At 73.5% G+C, this 26320-nt stretch carries 22 protein-coding genes; 10 read left to right on the top strand and 12 right to left on the bottom strand.

The annotated features are described in order from the left end of the window. Positions 1–9: 9 nt before the first annotated feature. The 6 genes from rhaI to AB3388_RS27050 form a co-directional block, all read right to left on the bottom strand. Positions 10–1179: an L-rhamnose isomerase gene (gene rhaI, locus AB3388_RS27025; protein ID WP_495408433.1), complete on the bottom strand. Its 1170-nt coding sequence runs from the start codon at positions 1177–1179 to the stop codon at positions 10–12. After that, complete coding sequence (locus tag AB3388_RS27030; protein ID WP_495408434.1) at positions 1176–1547, bottom strand: L-rhamnose mutarotase; 372 nt, start codon at positions 1545–1547, stop codon at positions 1176–1178. The genes rhaI and AB3388_RS27030 overlap by 4 nt, the downstream gene beginning before the upstream one ends. A 70-nt stretch (positions 1548–1617) precedes the next feature. Beyond that, entirely contained in the window at positions 1618–2703 is a 1086-nt protein-coding gene (gene rhaS, locus AB3388_RS27035; protein ID WP_495408435.1) for a rhamnose ABC transporter substrate-binding protein, read from the bottom strand. A gap of 88 nt (positions 2704–2791) precedes the next feature. After that, positions 2792–3826: an ABC transporter permease gene (locus AB3388_RS27040; RefSeq protein ID WP_495408436.1), complete on the bottom strand. Its 1035-nt coding sequence runs from the start codon at positions 3824–3826 to the stop codon at positions 2792–2794. Further along, complete coding sequence (locus tag AB3388_RS27045) at positions 3816–4892, bottom strand: ABC transporter permease (RefSeq protein WP_495408437.1); 1077 nt, start codon at positions 4890–4892, stop codon at positions 3816–3818. The genes AB3388_RS27040 and AB3388_RS27045 overlap by 11 nt, the downstream gene beginning before the upstream one ends. Continuing rightward, entirely contained in the window at positions 4889–6424 is a 1536-nt protein-coding gene (locus AB3388_RS27050) for a sugar ABC transporter ATP-binding protein (protein ID WP_495408438.1), read from the bottom strand. Before AB3388_RS27050 ends, AB3388_RS27045 begins: the two co-directional genes overlap by 4 nt. Positions 6425–6626: 202 nt before the next feature. Between AB3388_RS27050 and AB3388_RS27055 the strand changes: the two genes are divergently transcribed. From AB3388_RS27055 to AB3388_RS27070, 4 genes are read left to right on the top strand one after another with little or no spacing between them, the layout of a single operon-like run. After that, on the top strand, positions 6627–7652 hold the full coding sequence (locus tag AB3388_RS27055) for a LacI family DNA-binding transcriptional regulator (RefSeq protein ID WP_495408439.1): 1026 nt from the start codon (positions 6627–6629) through the stop codon (positions 7650–7652). Continuing rightward, positions 7649–8422 (top strand): (Fe-S)-binding protein, encoded by a 774-nt coding sequence (locus AB3388_RS27060; RefSeq protein ID WP_495408440.1) that lies wholly within the window; start codon positions 7649–7651, stop codon positions 8420–8422. Before AB3388_RS27055 ends, AB3388_RS27060 begins: the two co-directional genes overlap by 4 nt. Then, positions 8419–9879, top strand: coding sequence for a LutB/LldF family L-lactate oxidation iron-sulfur protein (locus AB3388_RS27065; RefSeq protein ID WP_495408441.1), 1461 nt, complete (start codon positions 8419–8421; stop codon positions 9877–9879). Before AB3388_RS27060 ends, AB3388_RS27065 begins: the two co-directional genes overlap by 4 nt. Then, positions 9876–10502, top strand: coding sequence for a LutC/YkgG family protein (locus AB3388_RS27070; RefSeq protein WP_495408442.1), 627 nt, complete (start codon positions 9876–9878; stop codon positions 10500–10502). Before AB3388_RS27065 ends, AB3388_RS27070 begins: the two co-directional genes overlap by 4 nt. 145 nt (positions 10503–10647) lie before the next feature. Here the strand turns inward: AB3388_RS27070 and AB3388_RS27075 are convergent, their stop codons facing one another. After that, positions 10648–12204 (bottom strand): LCP family protein, encoded by a 1557-nt coding sequence (locus AB3388_RS27075; RefSeq protein ID WP_495408443.1) that lies wholly within the window; start codon positions 12202–12204, stop codon positions 10648–10650. A gap of 197 nt (positions 12205–12401) precedes the next feature. Here AB3388_RS27075 and AB3388_RS27080 point away from each other — a divergent pair, with 197 nt between their 5' ends. Next, a complete protein-coding gene (locus AB3388_RS27080) occupies positions 12402–13334 on the top strand; it encodes an acyl-ACP desaturase (RefSeq protein WP_495408444.1) in 933 nt (310 codons plus the stop codon). 6 nt (positions 13335–13340) lie between these two features. Here AB3388_RS27080 and AB3388_RS27085 read toward each other — a convergent pair whose 3' ends face one another. Then, positions 13341–13802 (bottom strand): RidA family protein, encoded by a 462-nt coding sequence (locus tag AB3388_RS27085; RefSeq protein ID WP_495408445.1) that lies wholly within the window; start codon positions 13800–13802, stop codon positions 13341–13343. 54 nt (positions 13803–13856) lie between these two features. On the opposite strand from AB3388_RS27085, the gene AB3388_RS27090 reads away from it, so the two are divergent. After that, positions 13857–14648, top strand: a complete 792-nt coding sequence (locus tag AB3388_RS27090; protein WP_495408446.1) for an exodeoxyribonuclease III — start codon at positions 13857–13859, stop codon at positions 14646–14648. Positions 14649–14718: 70 nt separating this feature from the next. On the opposite strand, the gene AB3388_RS27095 is transcribed toward AB3388_RS27090, so the two are convergent. Continuing rightward, the gene (locus AB3388_RS27095; RefSeq protein WP_495408447.1) at positions 14719–15171 is read right to left on the bottom strand and encodes a hypothetical protein; all 453 of its coding nucleotides are present in this window, start codon (positions 15169–15171) and stop codon (positions 14719–14721) included. A gap of 601 nt (positions 15172–15772) precedes the next feature. Then, entirely contained in the window at positions 15773–16090 is a 318-nt protein-coding gene (locus AB3388_RS27100; protein ID WP_495408448.1) for a hypothetical protein, read from the bottom strand. Positions 16091–16265: 175 nt separating this feature from the next. Here AB3388_RS27100 and yaaA point away from each other — a divergent pair, with 175 nt between their 5' ends. Both yaaA and AB3388_RS27110 read left to right on the top strand, forming a co-directional pair. Beyond that, the gene (gene yaaA, locus AB3388_RS27105) at positions 16266–17054 is read left to right on the top strand and encodes a peroxide stress protein YaaA (RefSeq protein WP_495408449.1); all 789 of its coding nucleotides are present in this window, start codon (positions 16266–16268) and stop codon (positions 17052–17054) included. After that, positions 17051–18463, top strand: coding sequence for an amidase (locus AB3388_RS27110; protein ID WP_495408450.1), 1413 nt, complete (start codon positions 17051–17053; stop codon positions 18461–18463). The genes yaaA and AB3388_RS27110 overlap by 4 nt, the downstream gene beginning before the upstream one ends. Before the next feature lie 238 nt (positions 18464–18701). Here AB3388_RS27110 and AB3388_RS27115 read toward each other — a convergent pair whose 3' ends face one another. Together AB3388_RS27115 and AB3388_RS27120 are read right to left on the bottom strand one after the other, a co-directional pair. Then, on the bottom strand, positions 18702–23657 hold the full coding sequence (locus tag AB3388_RS27115; RefSeq protein ID WP_495408451.1) for an NAD-glutamate dehydrogenase: 4956 nt from the start codon (positions 23655–23657) through the stop codon (positions 18702–18704). 66 nt (positions 23658–23723) lie between these two features. Further along, positions 23724–24092: a phage holin family protein gene (locus AB3388_RS27120; protein ID WP_495408452.1), complete on the bottom strand. Its 369-nt coding sequence runs from the start codon at positions 24090–24092 to the stop codon at positions 23724–23726. A gap of 163 nt (positions 24093–24255) precedes the next feature. On the opposite strand from AB3388_RS27120, the gene AB3388_RS27125 reads away from it, so the two are divergent. Together AB3388_RS27125 and AB3388_RS27130 are read left to right on the top strand one after the other, a co-directional pair. Continuing rightward, positions 24256–25443, top strand: a complete 1188-nt coding sequence (locus AB3388_RS27125; RefSeq protein ID WP_495408453.1) for a DUF8462 domain-containing protein — start codon at positions 24256–24258, stop codon at positions 25441–25443. 109 nt (positions 25444–25552) lie between these two features. After that, on the top strand, positions 25553–26317 hold the full coding sequence (locus AB3388_RS27130; protein ID WP_495408454.1) for a ZIP family metal transporter: 765 nt from the start codon (positions 25553–25555) through the stop codon (positions 26315–26317). The last annotated feature ends 3 nt before the right edge of the window (positions 26318–26320 follow it).

Consider the following 26320-nt stretch of genomic DNA (forward strand, 5'->3'; position numbering starts at 1 on the left):
TGAGGGGGTTCAGGCGCCCCAGCTGGCCTGCTGGCCGCCGACGCGCTCGCGGGCGATGCGCTCCTGGTAGCCGGAGCGGGCGTAGGCCGCGTACGGGTCGGGGTCGAGGCCCTTCGACTCGCGCAGCTCGGCCAGCAGGGGACGGACGTCGGTGCTGTACGCGTCGGTCAGCGCGCCGTGGGCGGCCAGCACGTCACCGGAGAGCTGTGCCTCCCGCAGCGCCTCGCGGTCCACCAGCAGCGCCTTGGCCGTGGCCTCCTGCACGTTCGTCACCGAGCGGATCTGGCCGGGGATCTTCGGCTCGATGTTGTGGCACTGGTCGAGCATGAAGTTGACCTTCGATTCCGGACGCAGCGCGTCGGCCTCGACGATCTCGTTCATGATCCGGAACAGCTGGAACGGGTCGGCCGAGCCCACGATCAGGTCGTCGTCGCCGTAGTAGCGGGAGTTGAAGTCGAACGCGCCGAGCCGGCCCACGCGCAGCAGCTGCATGACGATGAACTCGATGTTGGTGCCCGGCGCGTGGTGCCCGGTGTCGAGGACGACGGTCGCCTGGTCGCCCAGCGCCATGCAGTGCAGCAGCGAGGTGCCCCAGTCCGGGATGTCCATCGCGTAGAAGTACGGCTCGTAGAACTTGTACTCGAGCAGCAGCCGGTGCCCCGGGTCGAGCAGCGCGTAGATCTGCTGCAGCGAGTCGGCGAGCCGGTCCTGCCGGGCGCGCAGGTCGTCCTGCCCGGCGTAGTTGGTGCCGTCGGGCAGCCAGAGCTTGAGGTCCGTCGAGCCGGTCTGCCGCATGACGTCGACGCACTGGGCGTGGTGCGCGATCGCCTTGTCCCGCACGCGCTTGTCCGCGTGGGTCAGCGAGCCCAGCCGGTAGTCGTCGTCCTGGAAGAGGTTGGAGTTGATCGCGCCGATCTGCACGCCGAGGTCGGCGGCGTGCGCGGCGAGCTTGCCGTAGTCGTCGACGAGGTCCCACGGGATGTGCAGCGACACCCGCGGCGCCACGCCGGTGTACCTGTGCACCTGGGCGGCGTCCTCGAGCTTCTCGTACGGGTCGCGGGCGACGCCGGGCTGCCCGAACACCTTGAAGCGGGTGCCGGAGTTGCCGAACGCCCACGACGGCAGCTCGATGGTCTGGGCCGCGAGCGCGTCGAGCGCGCGGGCGCGGATGTCGGTCACAGGGTCTCTCCGATCGGTGCGGTGGGGCTCTCCCCGACCGCCCGGAGCTGGGCGTCGAGGTCGAAGACCAGGTCGAGCTGGGACTTCCCGCGGCCGTCCTGGCCGGCGGGCAGGTCGAAGAAGGGGGCCATCTCGGCCTCCCAGCGGGCGCTCACCTCGGTGGCGTCCATCGCGGCCTGCGCGGCGGCGAGGTCGTCGGTCACCACGGTGCCGACGAGCAGGCCGTCCTCGCGCAGGAACAGCTGGTAGTCGCGCCATCCGGCGTCGCGGAGCGCGCGCAGCATCTCCGGCCAGACGGCGGCGTGCCGGGCGCGGTACTCCTCCAGCCGGTCCGGCCGGACCTGGAGGGTGAAGCAGACGCGGGGCACGGTGGAGTTCCTTTCCGAAGGGGACCTGCCGCCGCCGGCCGGGCGGGCCGGCGGCGGCAGGGGGACGACGTCAGAAGTCGAAGTCGTCGATGTTGTCGGCGTTGAACACGGTCGGGTCGCCGAGCACGATGACGCCGTCCGCGCCGATCGTGTACTCGCCCAGGTCACCGGCGGTGAACTTCTCGCCCTCCGCACCCGTGATCTGGCCGGCGGCCAGGGCGGCGCCCGCATACGCGGCCAGGTACCCCAGATCCTCCGGGTTCCACAGCGCGAAGGCCGTGACGGTCCCGTCCTTGACGAACTCGCGCATCTGGTTCGGGGTGCCCAGGCCGGTCAGCGCGACCTTGCCCTTGAACTCCGAGCCGGACAGGTAGCGGGCCGCGGCGGCGATGCCGACCGTGGTCGGCGAGATGATGCCCTTCAGGTCCGGGTAGGTCTGCAGCAGACCCTGAGTCTCCTGGAAGGACTTCTCGTCCTCGTCGTCGCCGTAGACGGTCGTGACGATGTCGAGGTCCGGGTACTTCTGGGCGGCGTAGCTCTTCATGACCTCGATCCAGGCGTTCTGGTTCGTGGCGTTCGCCGTCGCCGAGAGGATCGCCACCTGACCGGAGCCGCCGATCTGGTCGGCGATCAGGTCGACCTGGGTCTGGGCGATGCCGTCGGCGGTCGCCTGGTTGACGAACACGTCGCGGCAGTCGGGGCTGGTGTCGGAGTCGAAGGTCACGACCTTGGCGCCGGCCGAGCGGGCCTGGTCCAGCGCGCTGCAGATCGCGTTCGGGTCGTTGGCCGACACGACGATCGCGTCGACCCCCTGCTGGGTCAGCGTGTTGATGTAGCTGACCTGCGAGGAGGCGCTGGCCTCCGACGGCCCGGTCTGGGCGAACTCGCCGTCGAACTGCCCCACCGCGGTCTCCCCGCCCTTGGCGGCGACGTCGAAGTAGGGGTTGTTCACCTGCTTCGGCAGGAACGTGACCTTCAGGCCGGAGGGGATCTCGGCCTCGGGGTTGGCGCTGGCGCTGGCCTGGCCGCCGGAGCCGCCGCCGTCGTCCTCGCCGCGGGTGGTGCCGCCGCACGCGGCCGTCGTCAGGACCAGGGCCGCGACCGCGATCCCGGTCAGGCCGCCGCGCAGGCGCCGGCGGGTCAGGAAGCTCGTCATCGGGTTCCTCTCTCTGTGCGCCGGCGCCGCGGCGGGCCGGGGTAGGGAAACGGGTCCGCGTCCGTCCCTGGACGCGGGGGTGGTGCGCTCACGGGGTGCCCGGGCCCCGGGGCCGGGCCTTCGCCCGGACCCAGGCGGTCACCTGGGGTGCGACGACGGCGACGATCAGCAGCCCGCCGGTCACGATGTTGAGGACGTCGGCCGGCACGTTGGCCAGCTGCAGCGCGTTGCGCACCGAGGCGAGCAGCAGCGCCCCGGCGAGGACGCCGAGCAGCCCGCCGCGGCCGCCGAAGATGGACACGCCGCCGAGCAGGATGGCCGCGATGACCTGCAGCTCGAGGCCCTGGGCGTTGTCGGCGCGGGCGCTGCCGAAGCGCAGCGTCCAGTAGATGCCGCCGAGCGCGGCCACCGCGCCGGTCACGACGAACAGCCAGAACTTGGTCCGCGCGACGCCGATGCCGCTGAAGCGGGCGGCGTCCTCGCTGTTGCCCATCGCGTAGAGCGAGCGGCCGATCGGGGTGGCGTGCAGGACGAACCCGGTGATCACCACGAGGACCAGCAGCGGGACGACGACGACCGGGATCCCGGTCTCGCCGATGGAGCTGATCGCCCACGTCGTCCACGACCGCGGGAAGTCGGCGATGGCCTGGTCACCCAGGACGACGAACGCGAGCCCCCGGTACAGCGCCAGCGTGCCGATGGTGACGGCGAGGGACGGCAGCCCGAGCCGGGTGACCAGGAAGCCGTTGACCGCGCCGAGCACGGCCCCGAGCACGAGGCACAGCGGGAGGATCAGCTCCAGCGGCAGGCCGGCGAACCACAGCTTGCCCATCACCGCGCTGGACAGCCCCACGACGCTGGCCACCGACAGGTCGATCTCCCCGGTGATGATCACGAGCGTCAGCGGCAGCGCGATCAGCACGATGACGACGACGTCCAGCAGCAGGAAGCCGGTGTTGCGCGCCGACGCGAAGCCGTCGACGGTGAGCGAGGCGACCAGCAGGAACGCGATGAGGACGAACGTGATGACGGCGTCCCCGCTGCCGAGCACCCGCAGGCGGGAGACCGGTGCGGCGGGCCGGGCGGCCGCGCCGCCGGCGGCCGGGGCGGTGTCAACTGCCACGGACGTTCCTCCCTCGCAGGCGGCGGGCCAGGCGCAGGGAGAGCGTCCGGTCCAGGATGATCGCGGCGAGGATCAGCGCGCCCACGGCGGCGTCCCGCCAGAACGGGTTGATCCCCAGCTGGGGCAGCGCCGTCCCGATCGTGGTGAGCAGCAGCGCGCCCAGCGCCGCGCCGTAGACCGAGCCGCTGCCCCCGAAGATCGCCACCCCGCCGACGACGGCGGCCGCGACGACGAACAGCTCCTGGCCGGTGCCGGCGGTCGCGTCCAGCGTCTGGAAGCGGGCGGCGTAGAGGACGCCGGCCAGGCCGGCCAGCGCCCCGTTCACGACGAACGCGGTGAGCACGCGGCGCCCCACCGGGATCCCGGACAGCCGCGCCGCCACGGGGTCCGAGCCGATGCCGTAGAGCTCGCGGCCGCTGCGGTAGGAGCGGAGGTAGAAGCCCATTACCAGGACGACGACCAGCGCGATGAGCGCCAGCACCGGGATGCCGAGCAGCCGGGCCGTGCCCAGCGACTTGAACCCGGCGGGCATGTCGGCGGCGTTGATCTGCAGCCGGTCGCTGCTGCTGGCCCACAGCGAGACCAGGCCGCGGTAGGCGTACAGGGTGCCGAGGGTGACGACCAGCGAGGGCACCTTGGCGACGGCGACGATCGCCCCGTTGACCAGCCCGCAGACCGCGCCGACCGCCATGCCGGCCAGCACCACCAGGACGACGGGGACGCCGGGGAACTCGACCAGCAGCGTCCCCGAGGCGTAGGCCGACAGGCCGAGCACCGAGCCGACCGACAGGTCCACGTTCCGCGTGATGATCACGATCGTCTGGCCGGCGGCCAGCACCGTCAGGATCGAGGCGGAGAGCAGCAGGTCGCGGATGTTCTGGGCGGACAGGAAGCGGGGGTTGGCGATGACGGTGATGAGGATCAGCAGCAGCAGCGCCGCGACGATGCCCAGCTCCCGGACGACGACCAGGCGCTGGACGAGGGCCGCGCCGCGCCGGCCGGTCCGCTCCGGCGGCGCGAGCTCGGGGTCGACCGCCTCGGACTGGCGGGTGGGGGCGGCGCTCACGAGGCCACCGCCGTCGCGCCCTGGCCGGTCGCGGCCAGCATGACCGTGCCCTCGTCCGCGCGGGCGCGCGGGATGTCGTCGGCCAGGCGGCCCTCGTGCATCACCAGCACGCGATCGGCCATGCCGAGAACCTCCGGGAGCTCGCTGGAGACCATGACCACCGCCAGCCCCTCGGCGGCCAGCTGGGAGAGCAGCCGGTGCACCTCGGCCTTGGTGCCGACGTCGATGCCGCGGGTCGGCTCGTCGACGATCAGCACCCGCGGCTCGGTGGACAGCCACTTGGCGAGGACGACCTTCTGCTGGTTGCCGCCGGACAGCGTCGAGACGGGGTCGGACAGGCGCCCCGCCTTCACCTGCAGGCGCCGCGACCACTCGGCCGCGGTGGCGCGCTCGCGGCGGCGGGACAGCCAGCCGAGCCGGGCCAGGTTCCACCGCCGGGTGAGGGTGGCGTTGCGCTCCACGGAGAGCTCCATGACCAGCCCCTGCTGCCGGCGGTCCTCCGGCACGAGCGCGATGCCCGCCGCCATGGCCGCGGAGGGGCTGCCCTTGCGCAGCGGCGTGCCGTCGACCCGGACCGAGCCCGCGTCGTAGCCGTCGACGCCGAAGACCGCGCGCACGACCTCGCTGCGACCGGCCCCGACCAGGCCGGAGAGGGCGACGATCTCCCCCGCGCGGACGTCGAAGGACACGTCGCTGAAGACGCCGTGCCGGGTCAGGCCGCGGACCTCGAGGATCACGTCGCCGGGCTCGACGTCCTGCTTCGGGTATAGCGAGGAGACCTCCCGGCCGACCATCCGGCGCACCACCTGGTCGACGGTGAGCTCCGCGGTGGGATCGGTGGAGACCCACTGCCCGTCGCGCATGACGGTGATCCGGTCGCAGAGGTCGAAGACCTCGTCGAAGCGGTGGGAGATGAACAGCACCGCCGCCCCCTTGTCGCGCAGGGCGCGGGCGACGGTGAACAGCCGCTCGACCTCGACACCGGACAGCGCCGCGGTCGGCTCGTCCATGACCAGCACGCGGGCGTCGAAGGACAGCGCCTTGGCGATCTCGACCATCTGCTGGTCGGCGATGGACAGGCCGCGGGCGGGCCGGTCGGGGTCGAGGTGGACGCCCAGCCGCTCGAACAGCGCCCGGCAGCGGGCGGTGAGCTCCTTGCGGTCGATCCGCCGGCCGCTGCCGAGCGGCTGGCGGCCCATGAAGATGTTCTCCGCGACCGAGAGGTCCGGGAACAGCGTCGGCTCCTGGTAGATGACGGCGATGCCCGCCGTCCGCGCGGCCGCGGGGCTGTCGAGGTGGGCCGGCTCGCCGTCGAGGAGCACGCGGCCGGAGTCGGGAGCGTGCACGCCGGCGAGGATCTTGACCAGCGTCGACTTGCCCGCGCCGTTCTCCCCGACCAGCGCGTGCGCCTCGCCCGCCCGCAGCTCCAGCCGGGCGCCGCGCAGCGCGGCCACCGCGCCGAAGGACTTGCTGACCTCCTCGAGGGCGAGGACGACCGGTCCGGGCGTCGCTGACACGTCGTCGTGCGCCACGGCCACCTCCGCATGAAACGTTTCAGGAACGTCTGTGGCGCAGACCATAGAAGGCCTGCTAGACACGTGTCAACCGCTGCCTCGCGATATGCCCAGCGAGCGTCGGGGCTCGACCCAGCGTGATTGACACGGTTCAGAACGTGGCGAAGGATTCGGCGCTCACGACCGACGAGGAGGACACCTGACCGCGAGCATCCGGGACGTGGCGACGAGGGCCGGTGTCTCGGTCGGCACGGTCAGCAACGTCCTGAACCGGCCCGAGGTGGTCAGCCCGCCCACCCGCGAGCGGGTCCTGGCCGCGATCGCCGAGCTCGGGTTCGTCCGCAACGAGTCGGCCCGCCACCTGCGCGCCGGCTCGAGCCGCACGGTCGGCCTGGTGGTGCTCGACATCGCCAACCCGTTCTTCACCGATGTCGCCCGCGGGGTCGAGGACGTCGTCACCGCCCAGGGGCTGGCGCTGATCCTCTGCAACTCCGACGACCGCCCCGAGAAGGAGGCGGCCTACCTCGCCGTCCTCGCCGAGCAGCGGGTGCAGGGGGTGCTGATCACGCCGACCGCGACGCTCTCCCCCGAGCTGGAGGCGCTGCGGGCGCGCGGCGTCCCGGTCGTGCTGGTCGACCGGCGGGCGACCGGCCCGGACCAGTGCTCGGTCGCCGTGGACGACGCCGTCGGTGGCCAGCTGGCCGCCGAGCACCTGCTGGAGCGGGGGCACGAGCGGATCGCCTTCATCGGCGGGTCCTCCGGCCTGCCCCAGGTGCAGGAGCGGCACGCCGGCGTGACCCGCGCGGTCGTGGAGCGCCTCGGCGCGGACGACGCGCTGACCGTCTTCTCCCCCGAGACCCTGACCGTCGCCGGCGGCCGGGAGGCCGGAGCGCAGATCGTCGGGATGCCCGAGGCGCGGCGGCCGACCGCGGCCGTCTGCGCGAACGACCTGATCGCGCTGGGCCTGCTGCAGGAGATGGTGCGGCACGGGGTGCGCGTCCCCGACGACTTCGCCATCGTGGGCTACGACGACATCGACTTCGCCGGGGCCGCGGCGGTGCCGCTGACCTCGGTCCGCAAGCCGCGTCAGGAGCTCGGCCGCCGGGCCGCGGAGCTGCTGATCGAGGAGGCCAACGAGCGAGAGACCCACCTGCACCAGCAGCTGGTATTCGAGCCGACGCTGGTCGTCCGCGAGTCGAGCATGGTGCGCCGCCCCCGCGCGGCCGCCCGGAGAGGAACCGCATGAGGGTCGCGCTGTTCGCCACCTGCCTGGTGGACACCGTCGCGCCGCAGGTCGCCCGCGCCACGGCGGTGCTGCTGGAGCGGCTGGGCCACGAGGTCGTCGTCCCGCCGGGGCAGGCCTGCTGCGGGCAGATGCACGTCAACACCGGTTACCGGCGCGAGGCGGTGCCGATCGTCGCCAACCACGTGCGCGCCTTTCGCGGGGCGGAGGCGGTGGTGGCGCCGTCCGGGTCCTGCGTGGCGTCGATCCACCACCAGCAGGCGATGGTCCTGCGGCGGGCCGGGGAGACGGCGCTGGCCGACGACGCCGCCGCGCTGGCGGAACGGACGTACGAGCTCTCGCAGTTCCTGGTCGACGTCCTCGGCGTCACCGACGTCGGCGCGTACTACCCGCACCGGGTGACCTACCACCCGACCTGCCACTCGCTGCGCATGCTGCGGGTCGGCGACCGGCCGCTGCAGCTGCTGCGCGCCGTGCGCGGGCTGGAGCTGGTCGAGCTGCCCGGCGCCGAGCAGTGCTGCGGCTTCGGCGGCACGTTCGCTGTCAAGAACGCCGACACCTCGACGGCGATGCTCACCGACAAGATGGCCAACGTGCTCGCGACCCACGCCGAGGTCTGCACCGCCGGCGACGCGAGCTGCCTGATGCACATCGGCGGCGGGCTCTCCCGGCTGCGCTCGGGCACCCGCACGGTGCACCTGGCCGAGATCCTCGCCTCCACCGAGGACCAAGTCAGCCCCCAGCAGTCCACCCGACCGGCGGTGAACGCGTGACCACCACGTTCCTCGGCCTCCCCACCGCCCCCCGCGGCGTCGGCCACCTGCGCGGCGACCAGCCCTTCCCCGACGCCGCCCGCGAGAAGCTGCGCGACGGGCAGCTGCGCGCCAACCTCGGGCACGCGACGTCGACGATCCGCCGCAAGCGCGCCGCGGTGGTGGGCGAGGTGCCGGACTGGGCGCAGCTCCGTGAGGCCGGCCGCGCGATCAAGGCCGCGACCATGGCCCGGCTCGACGAGCACCTGCTGGAGCTGGAGAAGCAGGTGACCGCCCGCGGCGGCACCGTGCACTGGGCCCGCGACGCGAACGAGGCCAACGCGATCGTCCTCGACCTGGTGCGCGCCACGGGCGCCGACGAGGTGGTCAAGGTCAAGTCGATGGCCACCCAGGAGATCGGCTTCAACGAGGCCCTGGAGGCCGCGGGCATCGCCGCCCACGAGACCGACCTGGCCGAGCTGATCGTGCAGCTCGGCGAGGACAAGCCCTCGCACATCCTGGTGCCGGCGATCCACAAGAACCGGGCCGAGATCCGCGAGATCTTCCTGCGCACGATGCCCGGCGTCGACCCGTCGCTCACCGACGAGCCGCGCCGGCTGGCGATGGCCGCCCGCGCGCACCTGCGCGAGCGGTTCCTGCGCGCCCGGGTCGCGATCAGCGGGGCCAACTTCGCCGTCGCCGAGACCGGCACGCTCGCCGTCGTCGAGAGCGAGGGCAACGGCCGGATGTGCCTGACCCTCCCGCAGACGCTGATCACCGTCATGGGCATCGAGAAGCTGGTGCCGACCTGGCGCGATCTCGAGGTGTTCCTGCAGCTGCTCCCCCGCTCCTCCACGGGCGAGCGGATGAACCCCTACACCTCGCTGTGGGCCGGGGTCACCCCCGGCGACGGGCCGCAGGAGTTCCACCTCGTGCTGCTGGACAACGGCCGGACGGCGACCCTCGCCGACGAGGTCGGCCGCGCGGCGCTGCACTGCATCCGCTGCTCGGCCTGCCTGAACGTCTGCCCGGTCTACGAGCGCACCGGCGGGCACGCCTACGGCTCGGTCTACCCGGGCCCGATCGGCGCCGTCCTCTCCCCCCAGCTCACCGGCGTGGAGGACAACGCCTCGCTCCCCTACGCGTCCTCGCTCTGCGGCGCCTGCTACGACGTCTGCCCCGTGGCGATCGACATCCCGTCGATCCTCGTGCACCTGCGCGCCGAGCACGTCGAGGCCCAGGAGCGGACGACGGTCGAGGCGCTCGGCTTCCGCTGGCTGGCGAAGGCGATGAGCAACCCGCGGCTGTGGCACGCGGCGCAGAAGGCCGCCGGGCTGGGCCGGTTCCTCGCCCGCGGGAAGCCGGTGCTGCCCGCGGCGCTGCCGCCACCGGTGTCCAAGTGGACCCGCAGCCGCGACCTGCCGGCTCCGCCGGCGAAGACGTTCACGCAGCAGTGGGCCGAGGAGCACGGCCGATGAGCGCGCGCGAGGAGGTGCTCGGCCGGATCCGGACGGCGCTGGGTGCCGACCGCGCGCCCCTGCCGGAGATCGCCCGCGGCTACCGGACCGCCGACGACCGCTCCCCCGAGGTGCTGCGCGACGTCCTGGTCGACCGGCTCGAGGACTACAAGGCCCAGGTCCTCCGCTGCGCGCCGGACGCCATCGCGGCGACGGTCGCCGCCGCCCTGGACGCCGGGCTGGGCGCCGGCTGGCGACCGGCGGACGTCGTCGTCGCGCCGGGTCTGCCCGCCGACTGGCGGCCGGACGGGGTGTCCGAGGACGACGGGCGGCCGGCGGTGGAGCTGGCCGGGTTCGCCGCGGTGGTCACCGGCGTCGCGGTCGCGATCGCCGAGACCGGCACGCTGGTCCTCGACGGGACGCCGGCCACCGGGCGGCGGGCGGTCTCCCTGCTGCCCGACTGCCTGGTCTGCGTCGTCACCGCCGACCAGGTCGTGGGCGGCGTCCCGGAGGGCCTGGCCCGGCTGGACCCGGTCGCGCCGCTGACGATGATCAGCGGCCCCTCGGCGACCAGCGACATCGAGCTCTCGCGGGTCGAGGGCGTGCACGGCCCCCGGACCCTGGTCGTCGTTCTGGCCGCCTAGCCGCTCGGGCACTGCCGGCGCCCGGCGGGCCGGACGGCCTGCGTCGAGATTCGCCTGGGGGTCGTCATCGACGCGCGATGACGACCCCCAGGAGAGAATCGGCGTCGTCTCCGAAGGGTGCCCCGGGCCTCGAGGGCTCTTCGAGTCAGTCGGCCTTGGACGGCGGCTTGCCCGCCGCACGGGCCTCCGCGGCCTGCGCGGGGTCGTAGGCGCAGGCGTCGCCGACCTCGGCGACCGGGGAGTCCGCCGCGGGAGGCGTCTCCCCCGCGGACGGCGCCGCCGACGTCGTCCCGTCGGCCGGGGCGCTGGTGGTCGGCGGGGTCGTCCTCGCCGGCGGGTCGATCGCGTCCTGCACGATCTGCCGCATCTCGTCGTAGTCCGGGTAGGCCGGGTTGATCAGGTTGGTGTCGAAGACGACGCTGCTCACCTCGGCGTCCTTGACCAGGAAGCCGAGGTCGACGAAGTCGTCGAGGGCCGACCGCGGGATGTCGGTGCTGACGATGTCCTGGGTGGTGTCGGCGATCTCCTGATACTGGCGCAGCAGGGTGACCGGGTCGGCGGCCTCGATGATCGCGTCGATGGTGCAGCGCTGGCGGGCCATCCGGTCGTAGTCGGTGAGGCCGTAGCGGCCGCGGGCGAACTGCAGCGCGTCGTTGCCGTCGAGGTGCTGGTTCGGACCCGGGGCGAAGTAGTCGTCGGGCAGCTCCCCGGTGCCGGGGTCGCCGTTGATGGGCACCCAGTAGTTGATGTTGACGGTGATGCCGCCCAGCGCGTCGACCAGCCGGCTGAACCCCTCGAGGTTGACCAGCACGAAGTAGTCGATGTGCAGGCCCAGGGCCTCGCCGACGCCGAGCTTGAGGAAGTCGGCGCCCGGGTCGTCGGTCGGGCCGAGGATGTCCGGGTGGTCCCGCGGCCCGTTGCCGTAGACGGCGTTGAGCAGGCTCTCGCTCTCGCTGCCGGCGTCGAAGCCGCTCGGGTAGACCTCGGCCAGCGGGCTGTCCTCGGGGAACGGCAGGTTCTCGAGGTTGCGGGGCAGGCTGAACAGGATCGTGTCGCCGGTGTGGGTGTCGATGCTGGCCACGATCACGGTGTCGGTGCGCAGTCCCTCGCGGCCCGGCCCGGAGTCGCCGCCCAGGAGCAGCACGTTGACCCGCTTCTTGTCGCCGAAGGGGTTCGGGGTGTCGACGACGGTGGCCGACTCGCGGTCGTCGGCGAACAGGCCCTCGAGCAGGCCGCGCTGGGCGCCGGCCAGCCGCGCCCCGTAGTACGCGGGCAGCGCGACGCCGGCGGCGAGCAGCAGGACGAGCAGGACGCCGAGCACGTGCTTGGCCGGGCGGGTGCCGGCCGGCGTCAGCATCCGGTAGCCGGCGGCGATCACGGCGATCCACAGCAGCCCGACGAGGGCCATCCCGCCGATCACCCAGAGCAACGAGCTCGCGTCCACGGCGAGCTGCACGGCGATCCGCCGCCCGGCGGTGGCCAGGTAGATCCCGCCACCGACCAGCGCGAGGAACAGCAGCAGGGTCAGCGCGCCGAGCTTGCGGCGCCCGGCGGCGAGGAACGCCGTCCCGGGGACGATCGCGCCGACGACCGTGAGGCCGAGCGCAGCGGGAAAGCTGCGGGCGGTCCGGCGGCGGTGCGGGGGGCGGCGCCCGTGGTCCCCGGCGCCCGCGGACGGGGGTGCGTCGACGTTCGCCGTCACGCGTCTGCCTCGCAGGAACCCCAGGTCATCCGGCCATGCTCCCACCGAAAGCTGTCAGGAGCCTTGCCACGGACCTTGGGCCTGGACAGAGCACCCGCTCGGGGGTGAGCTGGGTCGCATCCGGGCACTACCCGTTGATAACGCCCGTTGGTTACGGAAGCGTAGGTTACGGAGTCGTAGGCGAGCCGGAGGGTCCCATGACGAGCACGTCCCCGCAGAGCGCCGTCCTCATCGAGCTGGAGCAGGTGGTCGCGCAGAACCTCGACCGACACCTCTCCCTGGCCAAGGAGTGGCACCCGCACGATTACATCCCGTGGTCGGAGGGGCGGAACTTCGCCTTCCTCGGCGGGGACGACTGGTCACCGGAGCAGTCCCGGCTGGACGAGACCGCCAAGGCGGCGATGATCACGAACCTCCTGACGGAGGACAACCTGCCGAGCTACCACCGCGAGATCGCCACCCGCTTCGGCATGGAGGGCGCGTGGGGCCAGTGGGTGGGCCGGTGGACGGCGGAGGAGAACCGGCACGGGATCGCGCTGCGCGACTACCTCGTGGTCACCCGCGGCGTCGACCCGGTGGAGCTGGAGCGGGCCCGGATGGACTACATGAGCACCGGCTACGACTCCGGCGACAAGACCCCGCTCGAGGCGATCGCCTACGTCTCGTTCCAGGAGCTGGCCACCCGCGTCTCGCACCGCAACACCGGCCGTGCCACCGGCGACCCGATCGCCGACAAGCTGCTCGCCCGCATCGCGACAGACGAGAACCTGCACATGGTCTTCTACCGCAACCTCGTGGCCGCGGCCTTCGACGTCGACCCCGACCTCGCCATGCAGGCGGTGACGAAGGAGGTCACCGGCTTCGAGATGCCGGGGGCCACCATGGCCGGCTTCCGCCGCAACTCGATGCTGATCGCCAAGGCCGGCATCTACGACCTGCGGCTGCACCACGACGAGGTGGTCAGCCCGGTGCTGCGGGCGTGGAGGGTCTTCGAGCGCGACGACTTCGGCCCCGCCGGCGAGAAGGCCCGCGAGGAGCTGGCCACCTTCCTCGAGGGCTTGGACGCGCAGGCCACCCGCTTCGTCGAGAGCCGCGAGCGGGCCCGCGCCCGCGCCGCCGCGAAGGAATGAACGGCATCACCCGATCAACACGATCGCCTCGACCTCGACGCTGATGTCGAAGGGCAGCTCGGCCATGCCCACCGCCGATCGGGCGCCGCGGCCGGCGTCCCCGAGGACGTCGACGAGCAGGTCGGAGCACCCGTTGATGACCGCCGGCGTCTGGTTGAACCCGGGCCGGCAGTTGACCATGCCGAGCAGCTTGACGACCTGACGCACGCGGCCGAGGTCGCCGATCTCCTCCCTGAGCACCGCGAGCAGCTGCAGCCCGGTGAGCCGGGCCGCCTCGCGCGCCTCGTCGACGCTCAGCCCGCCGTCCCCCACCTTGCCGGTGACCATGCTGCCGTCGGGACGCGCGGGCCCGGCGCCGGAGAGGTACACGAGGTTGCCGGCCGTCACGGCCGGGGCGTAGTTGCCGCCCGGGGGGCGGGGCGTGGGGAGCTCGATGCCGAGTTCGCGCAGTCGTGCGTCGACGTCCATGGGGGTCACCCTGGCCGCCTCAGGACTGTCGGCGGAAGTGCCTAGGTTGGTCCCGTGCGACTGGCCACCTGGAACGTGAACTCCATCCGCAGCAGGGTCGACCGGGTGGCCGCCTGGTTGCAGCGCCGGGACGTCGACGTCCTGGCGCTGCAGGAGACCAAGTGCCGCGACGACCAGTTCCCCGAGGAACGCTTCACCGAGCTCGGCTACCAGGTCGCGCACGTGGGGTTCTCGCAGTGGAACGGGGTCGCGATCCTGTCCCGGGTCGGGCTGAAGGACGTCGAGATCGGCTTCCCGGGCCAGCCGTGCTGGGGCGAGGACCCCGACACCGAGGCCCGCGCGCTCGGCGCCACCTGCGGCGGCGTGCGGGTGTGGAGCCTGTACGTGCCCAACGGGCGGACGCTCTCCGACCCGCACTACCGCTACAAGCTCGAGTGGCTGGCCGCGCTGCGGGAGACCGCCGCGGGATGGCTGGAGAAGGACCCGGACGCGCCGCTCGCGCTGGTCGGGGACTGGAACATCGCGCCGGAGAACGACGACGTGTGGGACATGGCCGTGTTCGCGCACGCCACCCACGTGTCACCGCCGGAGCGGGCGGCGTTCCGGGCGATCGTGGACGCCGGGTACGCCGACGTCGTCCGGCCGTACGCGCCCGGGCCGGGGGTCTACACGTACTGGGACTACACGCAGCTGCGCTTCCCCCGCCGGGAGGGCATGCGGATCGACTTCGTCCTCGGCTCCCCCGCGTTCGCCGCGCGGGTGGACGCCGCCCTCATCGACCGCGAGGAGCGCAAGGGCAAGGGAGCGAGCGACCACGCGCCGGTCGCCGTCCGGCTGACGGACTGACCATTGACCGGAGACCCGATGCCTCGCCCCCGCGATCGAGGACCACGGGGGCGAGGCGCTGGGTGTCGCGTCAGGCGAGGGTGATCGTCGACGTCGGGTCGGCGCTGCCCACGCACGGGGCCGCAGCGTCGCCCACGAGGTTCGCGAGGACTGCCACGTTCACGTCGCACACGTTGGCCACCACGCCGATGGGGGCCTGCACGTTGATGTCGGAGACGTTGACGTTCACCAGACCGTTCTGGGTGCCGGGCGCACCTCCGCCGCCGGTCGTGATGTCGGTCGCAGTGGGATTGGCGGCCGCGTTGCACGTTGCCGCGTTGTCGACGAGGTCCTGGACCAGCACGGCGACGTTGACGTCGCAGATGTTGGCGGCCACCCCGATCGGGATCTGGACGTTCAGGTCGGAGATGTTGACGTTGACCAGGCCCTGCTGATTCGGCGGCGCCGCAGCGGCCGGGGCTGCCAGGCCGACGGTCGCCCCTGCGGCAAGAATGCTGGCTGCGGTAAGGCTTCGAATACGCACCGACTTCTCCTCGGTCGAGTGGTTGGGCAGAAGCCCGGGTTCCCCACCCCACCTGTCGCCATTCCCAGAATCGCGCCGGAAGAAGATTCCGTGACGCAGTTCGGCGATGCACCAACACGTGGACCTGGGCTTTTACCGCTCGACCCGCCATGCTGAACGGCGAAATTCGTTGCTTCTCGGGCGTGTCGGCGAACGATCCGCCTGGACCGCAATATTGGAAACTGCATGGAGTGCGTTTCGGGCGTGTCGTATTGCAGCCACTGCCACATGACGGCCGGGCGCTTTTGCGCATCTCGGGCGCGTTGCCCCGCAATTGCACCGATATGGTGTCCGGTCGCTCAGTTCTCGGGCGTGTCGGATTGGAGGCCCCCGCTATATGGGGACCGCAGGGGCTATGCGCATTTCGGGCGTGTCGCAATGAAGCGACGCCGGGCGGCCGAGTCGTCGGGACCGAGCGCTCGGGCGCATGCGGATCTTCGTCGTCCCAGCGTTCGCCGCGCAGGTGGACGCAGCCCTCATCGACTACCGAGAGAGCGAAGGAGTGAGCGACCTCGCGCCCGTCGCCGTCCGGGCGGCGGACCGAGGTCGGGAACCGACCGGGTCAGACGGGCGGGACGACCGCGTGGTCGCTCCCCGTGCCGTCCTCGCCCCAGCGCAGCCAGCCCGACAGCGCCGTCGGGGCGGGACGTTCGTGACGGTGGGGCGCGCGGTGCTCGCCACCGGCCGAGGGATGACGGTGGTCCTCGCACCGGGAGTGCTCGAGGTAGTGCTGCACCGGTGCGATGTCGGCGATGCGTCCGCGGGCCGCGACGTCGTGGCGGGCCTCGCGCTCGCACGCGAGCTTCTCCTCCAGCGACATCTCGGCCGGCCGGGCATTGCCGGGCCGCTCCGGTGAGGTCCCGGGGCGTGGAGTGGTCATGGCGTCCTCTCCCTTCGGAGGGCTGCGCGGCTCGTGCCACCCACGATGCTGCGCCGTCCGGCCGCGCTTCGCCAGGCTCTCCGCCGCCCTGCCAGGAAGTTCCCAGCGCCTCCGCGGCCGACCCGCCCGCCGGCTTCCGGCCCGCCGTCCGTAGCCGCACGTAACCTGGCCCCTCGTGCTCGTCCTGCTCCCCCCGTCCGAGACCAAGTCCCCCGGCGGGTCCGGCGCCCCGCTCGACCTGGAGTCCCTCTCCTCCCCCGCGCTGACGCCGGTGCGCGCGCGGCTGGTCGAGGCGCTGGTCGCGCTCGCCGGCGACGTCCCCGCCGCCCGGGCGGCGCTCGGCCTCTCGGCGCAGCAGGACGGCGAGATCGCCCGCAACGCGGCGCTGCGGTCCGCGCCGACCGCAGCGGCGCTGGAGCGCTACACCGGCGTCCTGTACGACGCGCTCGGCATCCGGTCGATGACGAAGGCCCAGCGCGCCCGGGCCGCGACGCGGCTGGCGGTCGGCTCGGCGCTGTTCGGGCTGGTCCGGGACGGCGACCGCATCCCGGCCTACCGGCTCTCCGCCGGCTCGCAGCTGCCGGGCCTGCCGACGCTGCGGGCGCTGTGGAAGCCGGCGCTGGGCCCGGTCCTGGCCGGCGTCGACGAGCTGGTGGTCGACCTGCGCAGCGGCTCGTACGCGGCACTCGCGCCGGTGCCGGGCGCGGTGTCCGTGACCGTGCTCAGCGAGCGGCCGGACGGCGCGCGGGCCGTGGTCAGCCACTTCAACAAGGCACACAAGGGCCGGCTGGCGCGGTTCCTGGCGACGACGACGGCGGAGCCCACCGACGTCGGCCGGCTGCGGGCGCTGCTGCGGCGCAACGGCTGGGCCGTCGAGCACGACGGCGGTTCGGCGCTGACCCTCGTCGTCCCGGCCGACCAGGTGGTCACAACCCGCGCTCAGCGTGGGAACCTCGCCGGGTGACCGACGACCTCTGCTTCCGGCCGGCGACGGAGCTGGCCGCGCTGGTCCGCACGCGCGAGATCTCGGCGCGCGAGCTGCTCGACGCCCACCTCGAGCGCATCGAACGGGTGAACCCCCGGGTGAACGCGATCGTCACCCTCGACGCCGAGGGCGCGCGGGCGGCGGCCGACGCCGCCGACGCGGCGCTGGCGGCGGGGGAGGACGTCGGCCCGCTGCACGGGCTGCCCGTCGCGCACAAGGACACCCACGCCACCGGCGGCATGCGGACGACGTGGGGCTCGCCGCTGTTCTCCAGCACCGTGCCCGCGCGCGACGAGCTGATCGTCGCCCGCCTGCGTGCCGCCGGGGCGGTGCGCGTGGGCAAGACGAACGTGCCCGAGTTCGCCGCCGGGTCGCACACCTTCAACACCGTCTTCGGCGCCACCCACAACCCGTACCGGCACGGCCTGTCGGCCGGCGGGTCCAGCGGGGGAGCGGCGGCGGCGCTGGCGGCCGGGCTGGTGCCGGTGGCCGAGGGGTCGGACATGGGCGGCTCGCTGCGCAACCCGGCGGGGTTCTGCAACGTCGTCGGGCTGCGGCCGACGCCCGGGCGGGTGCCGATGTGGCCGTCGCCGCTCGGCTGGTCGACGCTGTCGGTGCAGGGGCCGATGGGCCGAACCGTCGCCGACGTCGCGCTGCAGCTCTCCGCGATCGCCGGCCCGGACCCGCGGGTGCCGATCTCGCTGGAGTCGCCGGGGTCGGCCTTCGCCGGGCCGCTGGACGCCTCGCTCGCCGGGCTCCGGGTCGCGTGGACGCCGGACCTCGGCGGCCGGGTGACCGTCGATCCGGCGATCACCTCCGTGCTGTCGTCGTCCGTGGGCGTGTTCACCGACCTCGGCGCGACCGTCGAGGAGGACTGCCCCGACCTCTCCGGCGCCGACGAGGTCTTCTCCACGCTGCGAGCCTGGCTGTTCGAGCAGGCGCACCTGGAGAAGTCGCGGCGGACGCCGGAGCTGGTCAAGGAGAGCATCCGGTGGAACGCCGAGATGGGCGCCAAGCTCACCGGCGCAGACATCGCCCGGGCCGAGGTGGCGCACACGCAGTTGTACGAGCGCGTGGTGGCGTTCTTCGAGCGCTACGACGTGCTGCTGGCGCCGACGACGCAGGTGCTGCCGTTCCCGGTGGAGCTGGAGTACCCGACCGAGATCGGCGGGGTGCCGCAGGAGAACTACCTGGAGTGGATGCGCTCCTGCACGATCCTCTCCCCCACGGGCTGCCCGGCGCTGTCGGTCCCCGGCGGGTTCACCCCCGACGGGCTGCCCGTGGGCCTGCAGATCGTCACGGCGCCGCGCGCCGACCGGCGGGTGCTCGAGGTGGGGCACGCCTTCGAGCAGGCGACCCGCTTCGGCGACCGCCGTCCGCCTCTCTGAGCCGTTCTACCGCTCTCTAGCGGTGGCGCTAGACGGCGCCCTCCTCGCTCGCCGGGCCTCTGTCGTGGTCTACGGCTCTCTAGCGGCTCGGCTAGAGAGCCCGAGACGCGGCTAGCCCCACGGAGCGCTCACAACCCGGCGCGGCGGCGCGTCCTGGCTCACCGCAGCGCGTCCTGGCTCACGTCCCACCGTGAGCCAGGAGACGCCACGATCAGCCCAGCTGATCCCGGCCGGCCCCTCACCGGTGGCGGAGGCCGCGAAGGGTCCGGACGGCGACCAGCAGCTCGGCCAGCTCCTGGCGGTCCCCGGCCGCGATGTCGGTCAGCTGCCCGGCCGCGCGGCGCTGGACGGCGTCCCAGGAGGCGGCCCAGGCCTCCACGAGCCGGTCGGCCGGGTCGGTGTCCGAGGAGCGCAGCCGCAGGACCTCGGCGGTGAGCGCGGCCTGCTCCGCGGTCAGGTCGTCGCGCAGGGAGGCCCGGGCCATGGCGTTCCACCGGCGGTCCCGGGGCAGCGCGATGATCCGCTCGCGCAGGGGCACCACGGCCAGCCGCTCGGCCAGCCGCTGCTGGACCTGCGCGGCCAGCGCGATCGGCGCGCCGGTCTCCTCGGCCACGACGGCGAGGTCGAGCGCGGCGGGCAGCAGATGGGCCGCGGCGACCTCGGCGGCCAGCTCCGGGGGGACGCCGACCTCCTGCAGCCGCGCCGCCCGCTCGGCGTACGCCCGGGCTTCCGCGCCCAGCACCCAGTGGGGCATCCCGGACCGCACCTCGGCCACGGGCGCGGTGAACCGCCCGACCACGTCCGCCAGCGGCGCCGGGGACTCGCCGGTCACCTCCGGCAGCCGCAGCAGCCACCGGGCGGCGCGCTCGGCCAGCCGGGTCGCCTCGGTGCGCAGCTCGACCTGCACGGCGGCCGGCACCTGGTTGTCCAGCGGCCGGACCGCGGTCCAGAGCCGCTCGACGTCGAAGACGTCCAGCGCGACGGTGTGCGCCCGGACGACCGCGGCCAGCGGCACCCCGGTCTCCTCGCGCAACCGGAACAGCCCGGTGACCCCGGCGATGTTGACCGCCCGGTTGGTCAGCGCGGTCGCGATGATCTCCCGCCGCAGGGCGTGGCCGGTGATCGCGGCCGGGAAGCGCTCCCGTAGCGCGGTGGGGAAGTAGCCGACGAGCAGGTCCTCCAGCGCCGCGTCGTCCGGCAGCGCCGAGGCCAGGACCGCGTCGCCCGTCTCGAGCTTGGCGTAGGCCAGCAGCACCGACAGCTCCGGGCTGGTCAGCGCCTGCCCGTCGCGCCGCCGCTCGGACAGGCCGCGCTCGTCGGGCAGCGCCTCGACGCTGCGCACCAGCCGGCCCGAGCGCTCCAGCGAGCGGATGAACCGCTCGTGCGCGTCGAGCAGCGACCGGGCCGAGCTCACCTCCGTGGCCAGCGTCGCGTTCTGCGCGTGGTTGTCGGTGAGGACGGCGACGGCGACCTCGTCGGTCATCTCGCCGAGCAGCGCCGCGCGACCGTCGGGGGAGAGGCCGTGCGCCGCGTTGAGCGCGATCTTGATGTTGACCTCGTGGTCGGAGGTGTCCACGCCGGCGGAGTTGTCGATCGCGTCGGTGTTGACCTTGCCGCCGGCCAGCGCGTACTCGACCCGGCCGCGCTGGGTGAGCCCGAGGTTGCCGCCCTCGCCGACCACCCGGACCCGCAGTTGCTCGCCGTCCACCCGGACGGCGTCGTTGGCCTTGTCGCCGACGTCGAGGTCGCTCTCCTCGCGGGCCTTGACGTAGGTGCCGATGCCGCCGTTGAACAGCAGGTCGGCCGGCGCGAGCAGGATCGCGCGGATCAGCTCGACGGGGGAGAGCGACTCGACGTCGTCCGCCAGCCCGAGGGCGACCCGCATCTGCGGCGACACCGGCACCGCCTTCGCCGTCCGTGGCCAGACGCCACCGCCCGGGCTGATCAGCGCCGCGTCGTAGTCGGCCCACGAGGAGCGGGGGAGGGCGAACAGCCGCCGGCGCTCGGCGACGGACGTCGCCGCGTCGGGGGTGGGATCGACGAAGACGTGCCGGTGGTCGAACGCGCCGAGCAGCCGGATGTGCTCCGACAGCAGCATCCCGTTGCCGAACACGTCGCCGGACATGTCGCCGACGCCGACGACGGTGAAGTCCTCCTGCTGCACGTCGACGCCGAGCTCGCGGAAGTGCCGGGTCACCGACTCCCACGCGCCGCGGGCGGTGATGCCCATCGCCTTGTGGTCGTAGCCGACCGACCCGCCGGAGGCGAAGGCGTCGCCGAGCCAGAACCCGCGCTCGAGCGCGACCTCGTTGGCCAGGTCGGAGAAGGTGGCGGTGCCCTTGTCGGCGGCCACGACGAGATAGGAGTCGTCGCCGTCGTGCCGGACGACGCGCTCCGGGGGGACGACGCGGCCGTCGACCAGGTTGTCGGTCAGCGTCAGCAGCGCGCCGATGAACAGCCGGTAGCAGGCCTGCCCCTCGGCGAGGACGGCGTCCCGCGAGGCTGGGTGGGCGGGGTCGGTCGGAGCGGGCGGCCGCTTGACCACGAAGCCGCCCTTGGCGCCGGTCGGCACGATCACGGTGTTCTTCACCATCTGCGCCTTGACCAGGCCGAGCACCTCGGTGCGCAGGTCCTCCGGCCGGTCCGACCAGCGCAGCCCGCCGCGGGCCACGGCGCCGAACCGCAGGTGGATGCCCGACACCCGCGGTGAGCTGACCCAGACCTCCCGCTGCGGCCGGGGCTCGGGCAGGTCGGGGACGTCGGCCGGGTGCAGCTTGAGCGCCAGCGGCCCGCCGGCGTAGTACGTCGTCCGCTGGGTGGCCGTGACCGCCGCGAGCAGCGCGGTGAGGACGCGGTCGGCGTCCAGCGACGCGACCTCGCCGATCGCCCTGCGCAGCGACTCGACCAGTTCCTGCTGGCGCGCGGCGCGGCCGGCGTCCCGGCCGGGGGAGAAGCGGGTCTCGAACAGCGCGACCAGCCGCCCGACGATCTGCGGGTGGGCGGCCAGCGTCGCCTCGACGTAGTCCTGCCCGAACGGCAGCCCGGTCTGGCGCAGCCACTGCACGTAGGCGCGCACCACCGTCACCTGGCGCCAGTTCAGCCCGGCCAGCAGCACCAGCGCGCCGAGGCCGTCGTCCTCGGCGTCCCCGCGCCAGACCGCGCTGACCGCCTCGGTGAACCGTTCCGGCAGCGAGCGCAGCAGGGGGAGGTCCTCGACCGAGGTGGTCAGCCCGAAGTCGTAGATCCAGGCCAGCGGCGCGCCGATCCGGTCGATCTCGTACGGGCGCTCGTCGACGACGTCGACGCCCATGTGCTGCAGCACCGGCAGGACGTCGGAGAGCAGCAGCCGCTGGCCGACCCGGTAGATGGTCAGCCGGCGCTCGGACGCGGCGGCGTCCGGCGGCGTCCACAGCCGCAGCGCCAGCCCGCCGGCGTCCAGCCCCTCCAGCTGCTCGAGGTCGGCGACGGCGCGCGCGGCCGGGAAGTCCTCCTGGTAGGCGGCGGGGAAGGCGTCGGCGACGCGGGCCAGGATCCGCTCGGCCTCGGCGGCGGGGTGGCGGGCGTGCAGCGCCTCGGCCAGCTCGTCGGTCCAGCTGCGGGCAACGGCGGCGAGCTCGGCCTGCAGCGCCTCGACGTCGACGTCCGGCGGCCGCGGCGCGCCCCGGCGGCCCTGCGGCACCCGGACGACGAAGTGCAGCCGGGTGAGCACCGACTCCGTCGACCAGGCCGTGTACTCGATCGCCGTGCCGCCCAGCCGCTCGAGCAGCAGCTGCTGCATGCGGGTGCGGACCTCGGTCGTGTAGCGGTCCCGCGGCAGGTAGACCAGCGCCGACCAGAACCGGCGGGCGGGGTCGAGGCGGAGGAACAGCCGCAGCTGCCGGCGCTCCTGCAGGTACAGCACCGCCATCGCGACGGGCAGCAGCTCGTCGGTGCCGACCTGCATGAGCTCGTCGCGCGGATAGGTCTCGAGGACGTCGAGCAGCGCCTTGCCGGTGTGGCTGTCGGCCGGCACCCCGGAGCGGGCGATCACCTCGGCCACCCGGCGGCGCACGAGCGGCACGTCGAGCACGCTGGTCGTGTAGGCGGCGGTGGGGAACAGGCCGGCCAGCCGGTGCTGGCGCGGGTTGCCGTCCCGGTCGGGGAGGGTGACGACGACCAGGTCCATCCACGCCCGCCGGTGCACCGGCGAACGGGCGTCGGCCTTGGTCACCGTCACGAGGCGCGTGCCGGTGGAGCGCCGGGCCTCCGGCGCGGTGAGGACGGCGGCGCTCATGTCCGTGTCGCTGCGCAGCACCCCGAGCCCGGTGCCGGGGACGGCGCGCACGGCGCTCTTGCCCCGCGACGGCGCCGGCTCGACGTCGCGGGCGCCGAGGAAGACGAAGTTGCCGTCGGCGAGCCAGCGCAGCAGCGCGGCGGCCTCGGCCGGGTCGTCGGAGGCGTCGCCGCCGGTGCCGTTCGCCGCGAGCTGCTCGAGGCGGTCGGCCAGTTGCAGCGCCCGCGCGTGCATCCGGTCGGCGTCCTCGTCGACCGCGCGCACGTCCGCGAGCACCGTGCGCAGGCCGACGACCAGGTCGCCCGCCGCCTCGTCGTCCACCGGCCCGTCGAGGACGACGGCCATCCACGACTCGGGCAGCGCGTCGGCGCCGCAGGCCTCGGGGGAGGAGCTGTCGCAGAAGGCCCGGATCCGGCCGGTGACGTCCCGGCGGACGACGACCACCGGGTGGACGACGTGCTGCAGGCCGACGCCCTGCCGCACCACCTCGGCGGTGACCGAGTCGACCAGGTAGGGCATGTCGTCGGTGACGATGCGGACGATCGCCCGCCCGTCCGCGAGCCGCTGCACGTCGACGGTCGCCGCACCCTGCGGGCGGACCTCGGCCAGCCTCAGGTGACCGAGCGCCAGGGCGGCGAGGTCGGCCGGGTCGTGGCCGAGGACCTCGGCGGCCGGCTCGCTCCAGTAGTAGCGCTGCAGCAGCGCGGGGACGTCAGAGGGGGCGCAGCCGGCCGGCAGGGGAGGCGGTGTCCCGCCCTCGACCGCGGTCTCGGCGGCGCGGTCGAGCAGCCGTCGCTTCTCGTCCCGCTCGGCCTCGAGGGCGGCGAGCTCGGTCGGAGCCGCCGGCTCGTCGGCCGGGGGGACGTCGTCCTCCCGCGCGCCCCCCGGGGTCTCCGGGACGACGCCGGTGGTGGTCGCCATGGAGGCCCACGCTAACCCCGACGGTGGCGGGCGTCACGGCGACGCGGCGGGTCGCCGTGACGGCGATCAGTCCCGCCGCAGGAGGAGGTCGAAGACCCAGCTCGCGACCGCGAGGATCAGGCCGCCGATGATCGCCGCGCCGAAGCCGTCGACGTCCAGCTTGGTCGACAGCAGGGCGGTGAGACCGAGCAGCGCCGCGTTGATGACGAGGTAGAACAGCCCCAGCGTGAGGATGAGGAACGGCAGCGAGAGCAGCTTGATGATCGGCCCGATGATCGCGTTGACCACCGCGAAGAGCAGGGCCAGCCAGACGAAGGTGATCGACAGCCCCAGCACGGCGTTGGGGTTCTCGTCCACGGCGATCCCCGGCACGTACTTCGCCACGAAGTAGAAGACGACCGCCATGAGGACGACCTTGATCAGAAATTTGATCACGCGATCACGCTAGCGCCGCCAGGCCGGTCAACGGCCTCTTCGCCGCTCTACCGCCGTCTAGCGTCGGAACTAGACGGCCGCAGACGACCGCATCGACGACACGCCCTGTGCTGTTCTACGGATGTCTACGGCGATCGCTAGACAGCGGAATACGGTGCTCGCCGTGGACCCCGTGCGGAACCCCTACGCGCCCGGCGCCGGGCAGCGCCCGCCCGAGCTGGCCGGCCGCGACACGGAGCTGACCGCCTTCGACGTCGTCCTGGAGCGGATCGCCCACGGCCGCCCGGAGCGCTCGCTGGTTCTCACCGGGCTGCGCGGCGTGGGCAAGACCGTGCTGCTCAACCAGCTGCGCTCGGCGGCGATCGGGCGCGGGTGGGGGACCGGCAAGATCGAGGCGCGGCCCGAGCAGTCGCTGCGCCGGCCGGTGTCCTCGGCGCTGCACATGGCGCTGCGCGAGCTCCGGCACCCCGACCAGGAGTCGATGGACGCCGTCCTCGGGGTGCTCAAGGCGTTCGCGCTGCGGCAGGCGACCCCGGACGCGAAGGTGCGCGACCGGTGGCAGCCCGGCATCGACGTGCCGACGGCGCTGGGCCGGGCCGACTCCGGTGACATGGAGATCGACCTGGTCGAGCTGCTCAGCGACGCGGCCGGGCTGGCGGCCGACGTCGGCAAGGGCATCGCGCTGTTCATCGACGAGATGCAGGACGTGCAGCCCGACGACGTCTCGGCGATCTGTGCGGCCTGCCACGAGCTCTCCCAGCAGGGCGCGCCGCTGATCGTGGTCGGCGCCGGCCTGCCGCACCTGCCGGCGGTGCTGTCGGCGTCGAAGAGCTACTCCGAGCGGCTGTTCCGCTACCTGCGCATCGACCGCCTCGACCGCGCCGCCGCCGACCGGGCGCTGCTCGCCCCGGCCGAGCGGGAGGAGGTCACCTTCGAGCCGGCCGCGCTCGACGCCCTCTACGCCGCCGCGGACGGCTACCCGTACTTCGTGCAGGCCTACGGCAAGGTCACCTGGGACGTCGCGGCGGCCTCGCCGATCACCGCGGACGACGTGGCGATGGCCGCCCCGGTCGCCGAGGCCGAGCTGGCCGTGGGCTTCTTCGGCTCCCGGTACGACCGCGCCACGCCCGCCGAGCGCGAGTACATGCACGCGATGGCCGAGCTCGGCGGGTCGCAGGGCAGCGCGGTGGCGACGTCCGAGGTCGCCGTCTCGCTGGGTCGCAAGCCGGCGTCGCTGTCCCCGGCGCGCGACTCGCTGATCAAGAAGGGGCTGGTCTACTCGGCCGAGCGCGGCCAGATCGCCTTCACCGTCCCGCACTTCGGCCGCTACCTCCTGCGCCACCCCGAGTGACCGTGCCTTGTCGCGATGAAGCACGCGTGCTTCATCGCGACAAAGCACGTGGTTAGGGATCGTTGGCCGAGGGCAACCGTCGCCCGGGTGGACGACGACGGGGGTGCGCGTGCCGACGTGGCTGGAGGCCGGGCTGTGGGGGCTGCTCGGCGGCGGCGCGCTGGTGCTGGGCGCGCTGATCGCCTGGTTCGGGCGGGTGCCGCGCGACGCCATCGCCTCGATCATGGCGTTCGGATCCGGCGTGCTGATCTCCGCGGTCGCCTTCGACCTGATGGAGGAGGCGGCCGACGAGGGCGGGCTGACCGCCGCCGGGTTCGGCTTCCTCGCCGGCTCGATGGCCTATGTCGGGGCGAACCGGCTGCTCACCCGGCGCGGGGCCGAGCACCGCAAGCGCTCGGGCAGCAACCCGGACGAGGCCCAGCCCTCGGAGCACGAGCAGGCCGGCAGCGGCATGGCGATCGCGGTCGGAGCGCTGCTGGACGGCGTGCCGGAGTCCGTCGTCCTCGGGATCGGGCTGCTGGGCGGCGGCGCGGTGAGCCTGTCGGTGCTGGCCGCCGTCTTCATCTCCAACGTGCCCGAGGGCCTCTCCAGCGCGGCCGGGATGAAGGCGGCCGGCCGCCCCGCCCGGTACGTGTTCGGCGTCTGGACCGGCATCGCGGTGATCAGCGGGCTGTCCGCGCTGGTCGGCTACGTCGCGCTCGGCGGGGCGCCGCCCGAGGTGGTCACGATCATCACGGCGATCGCGGCGGGCGCGATCCTCACCATGATCGCCGACACGATGATCCCCGAGGCGTTCGAGCGCACCCGCACGTGGACCGGGGTGATCGCCGCGGTCGGCTTCCTCGTCGCCTTCGCCATCGACCTCGCCGGGTGAGAC

The organism is Geodermatophilus sp. SMS 5-13 (assembly GCF_059428245.1).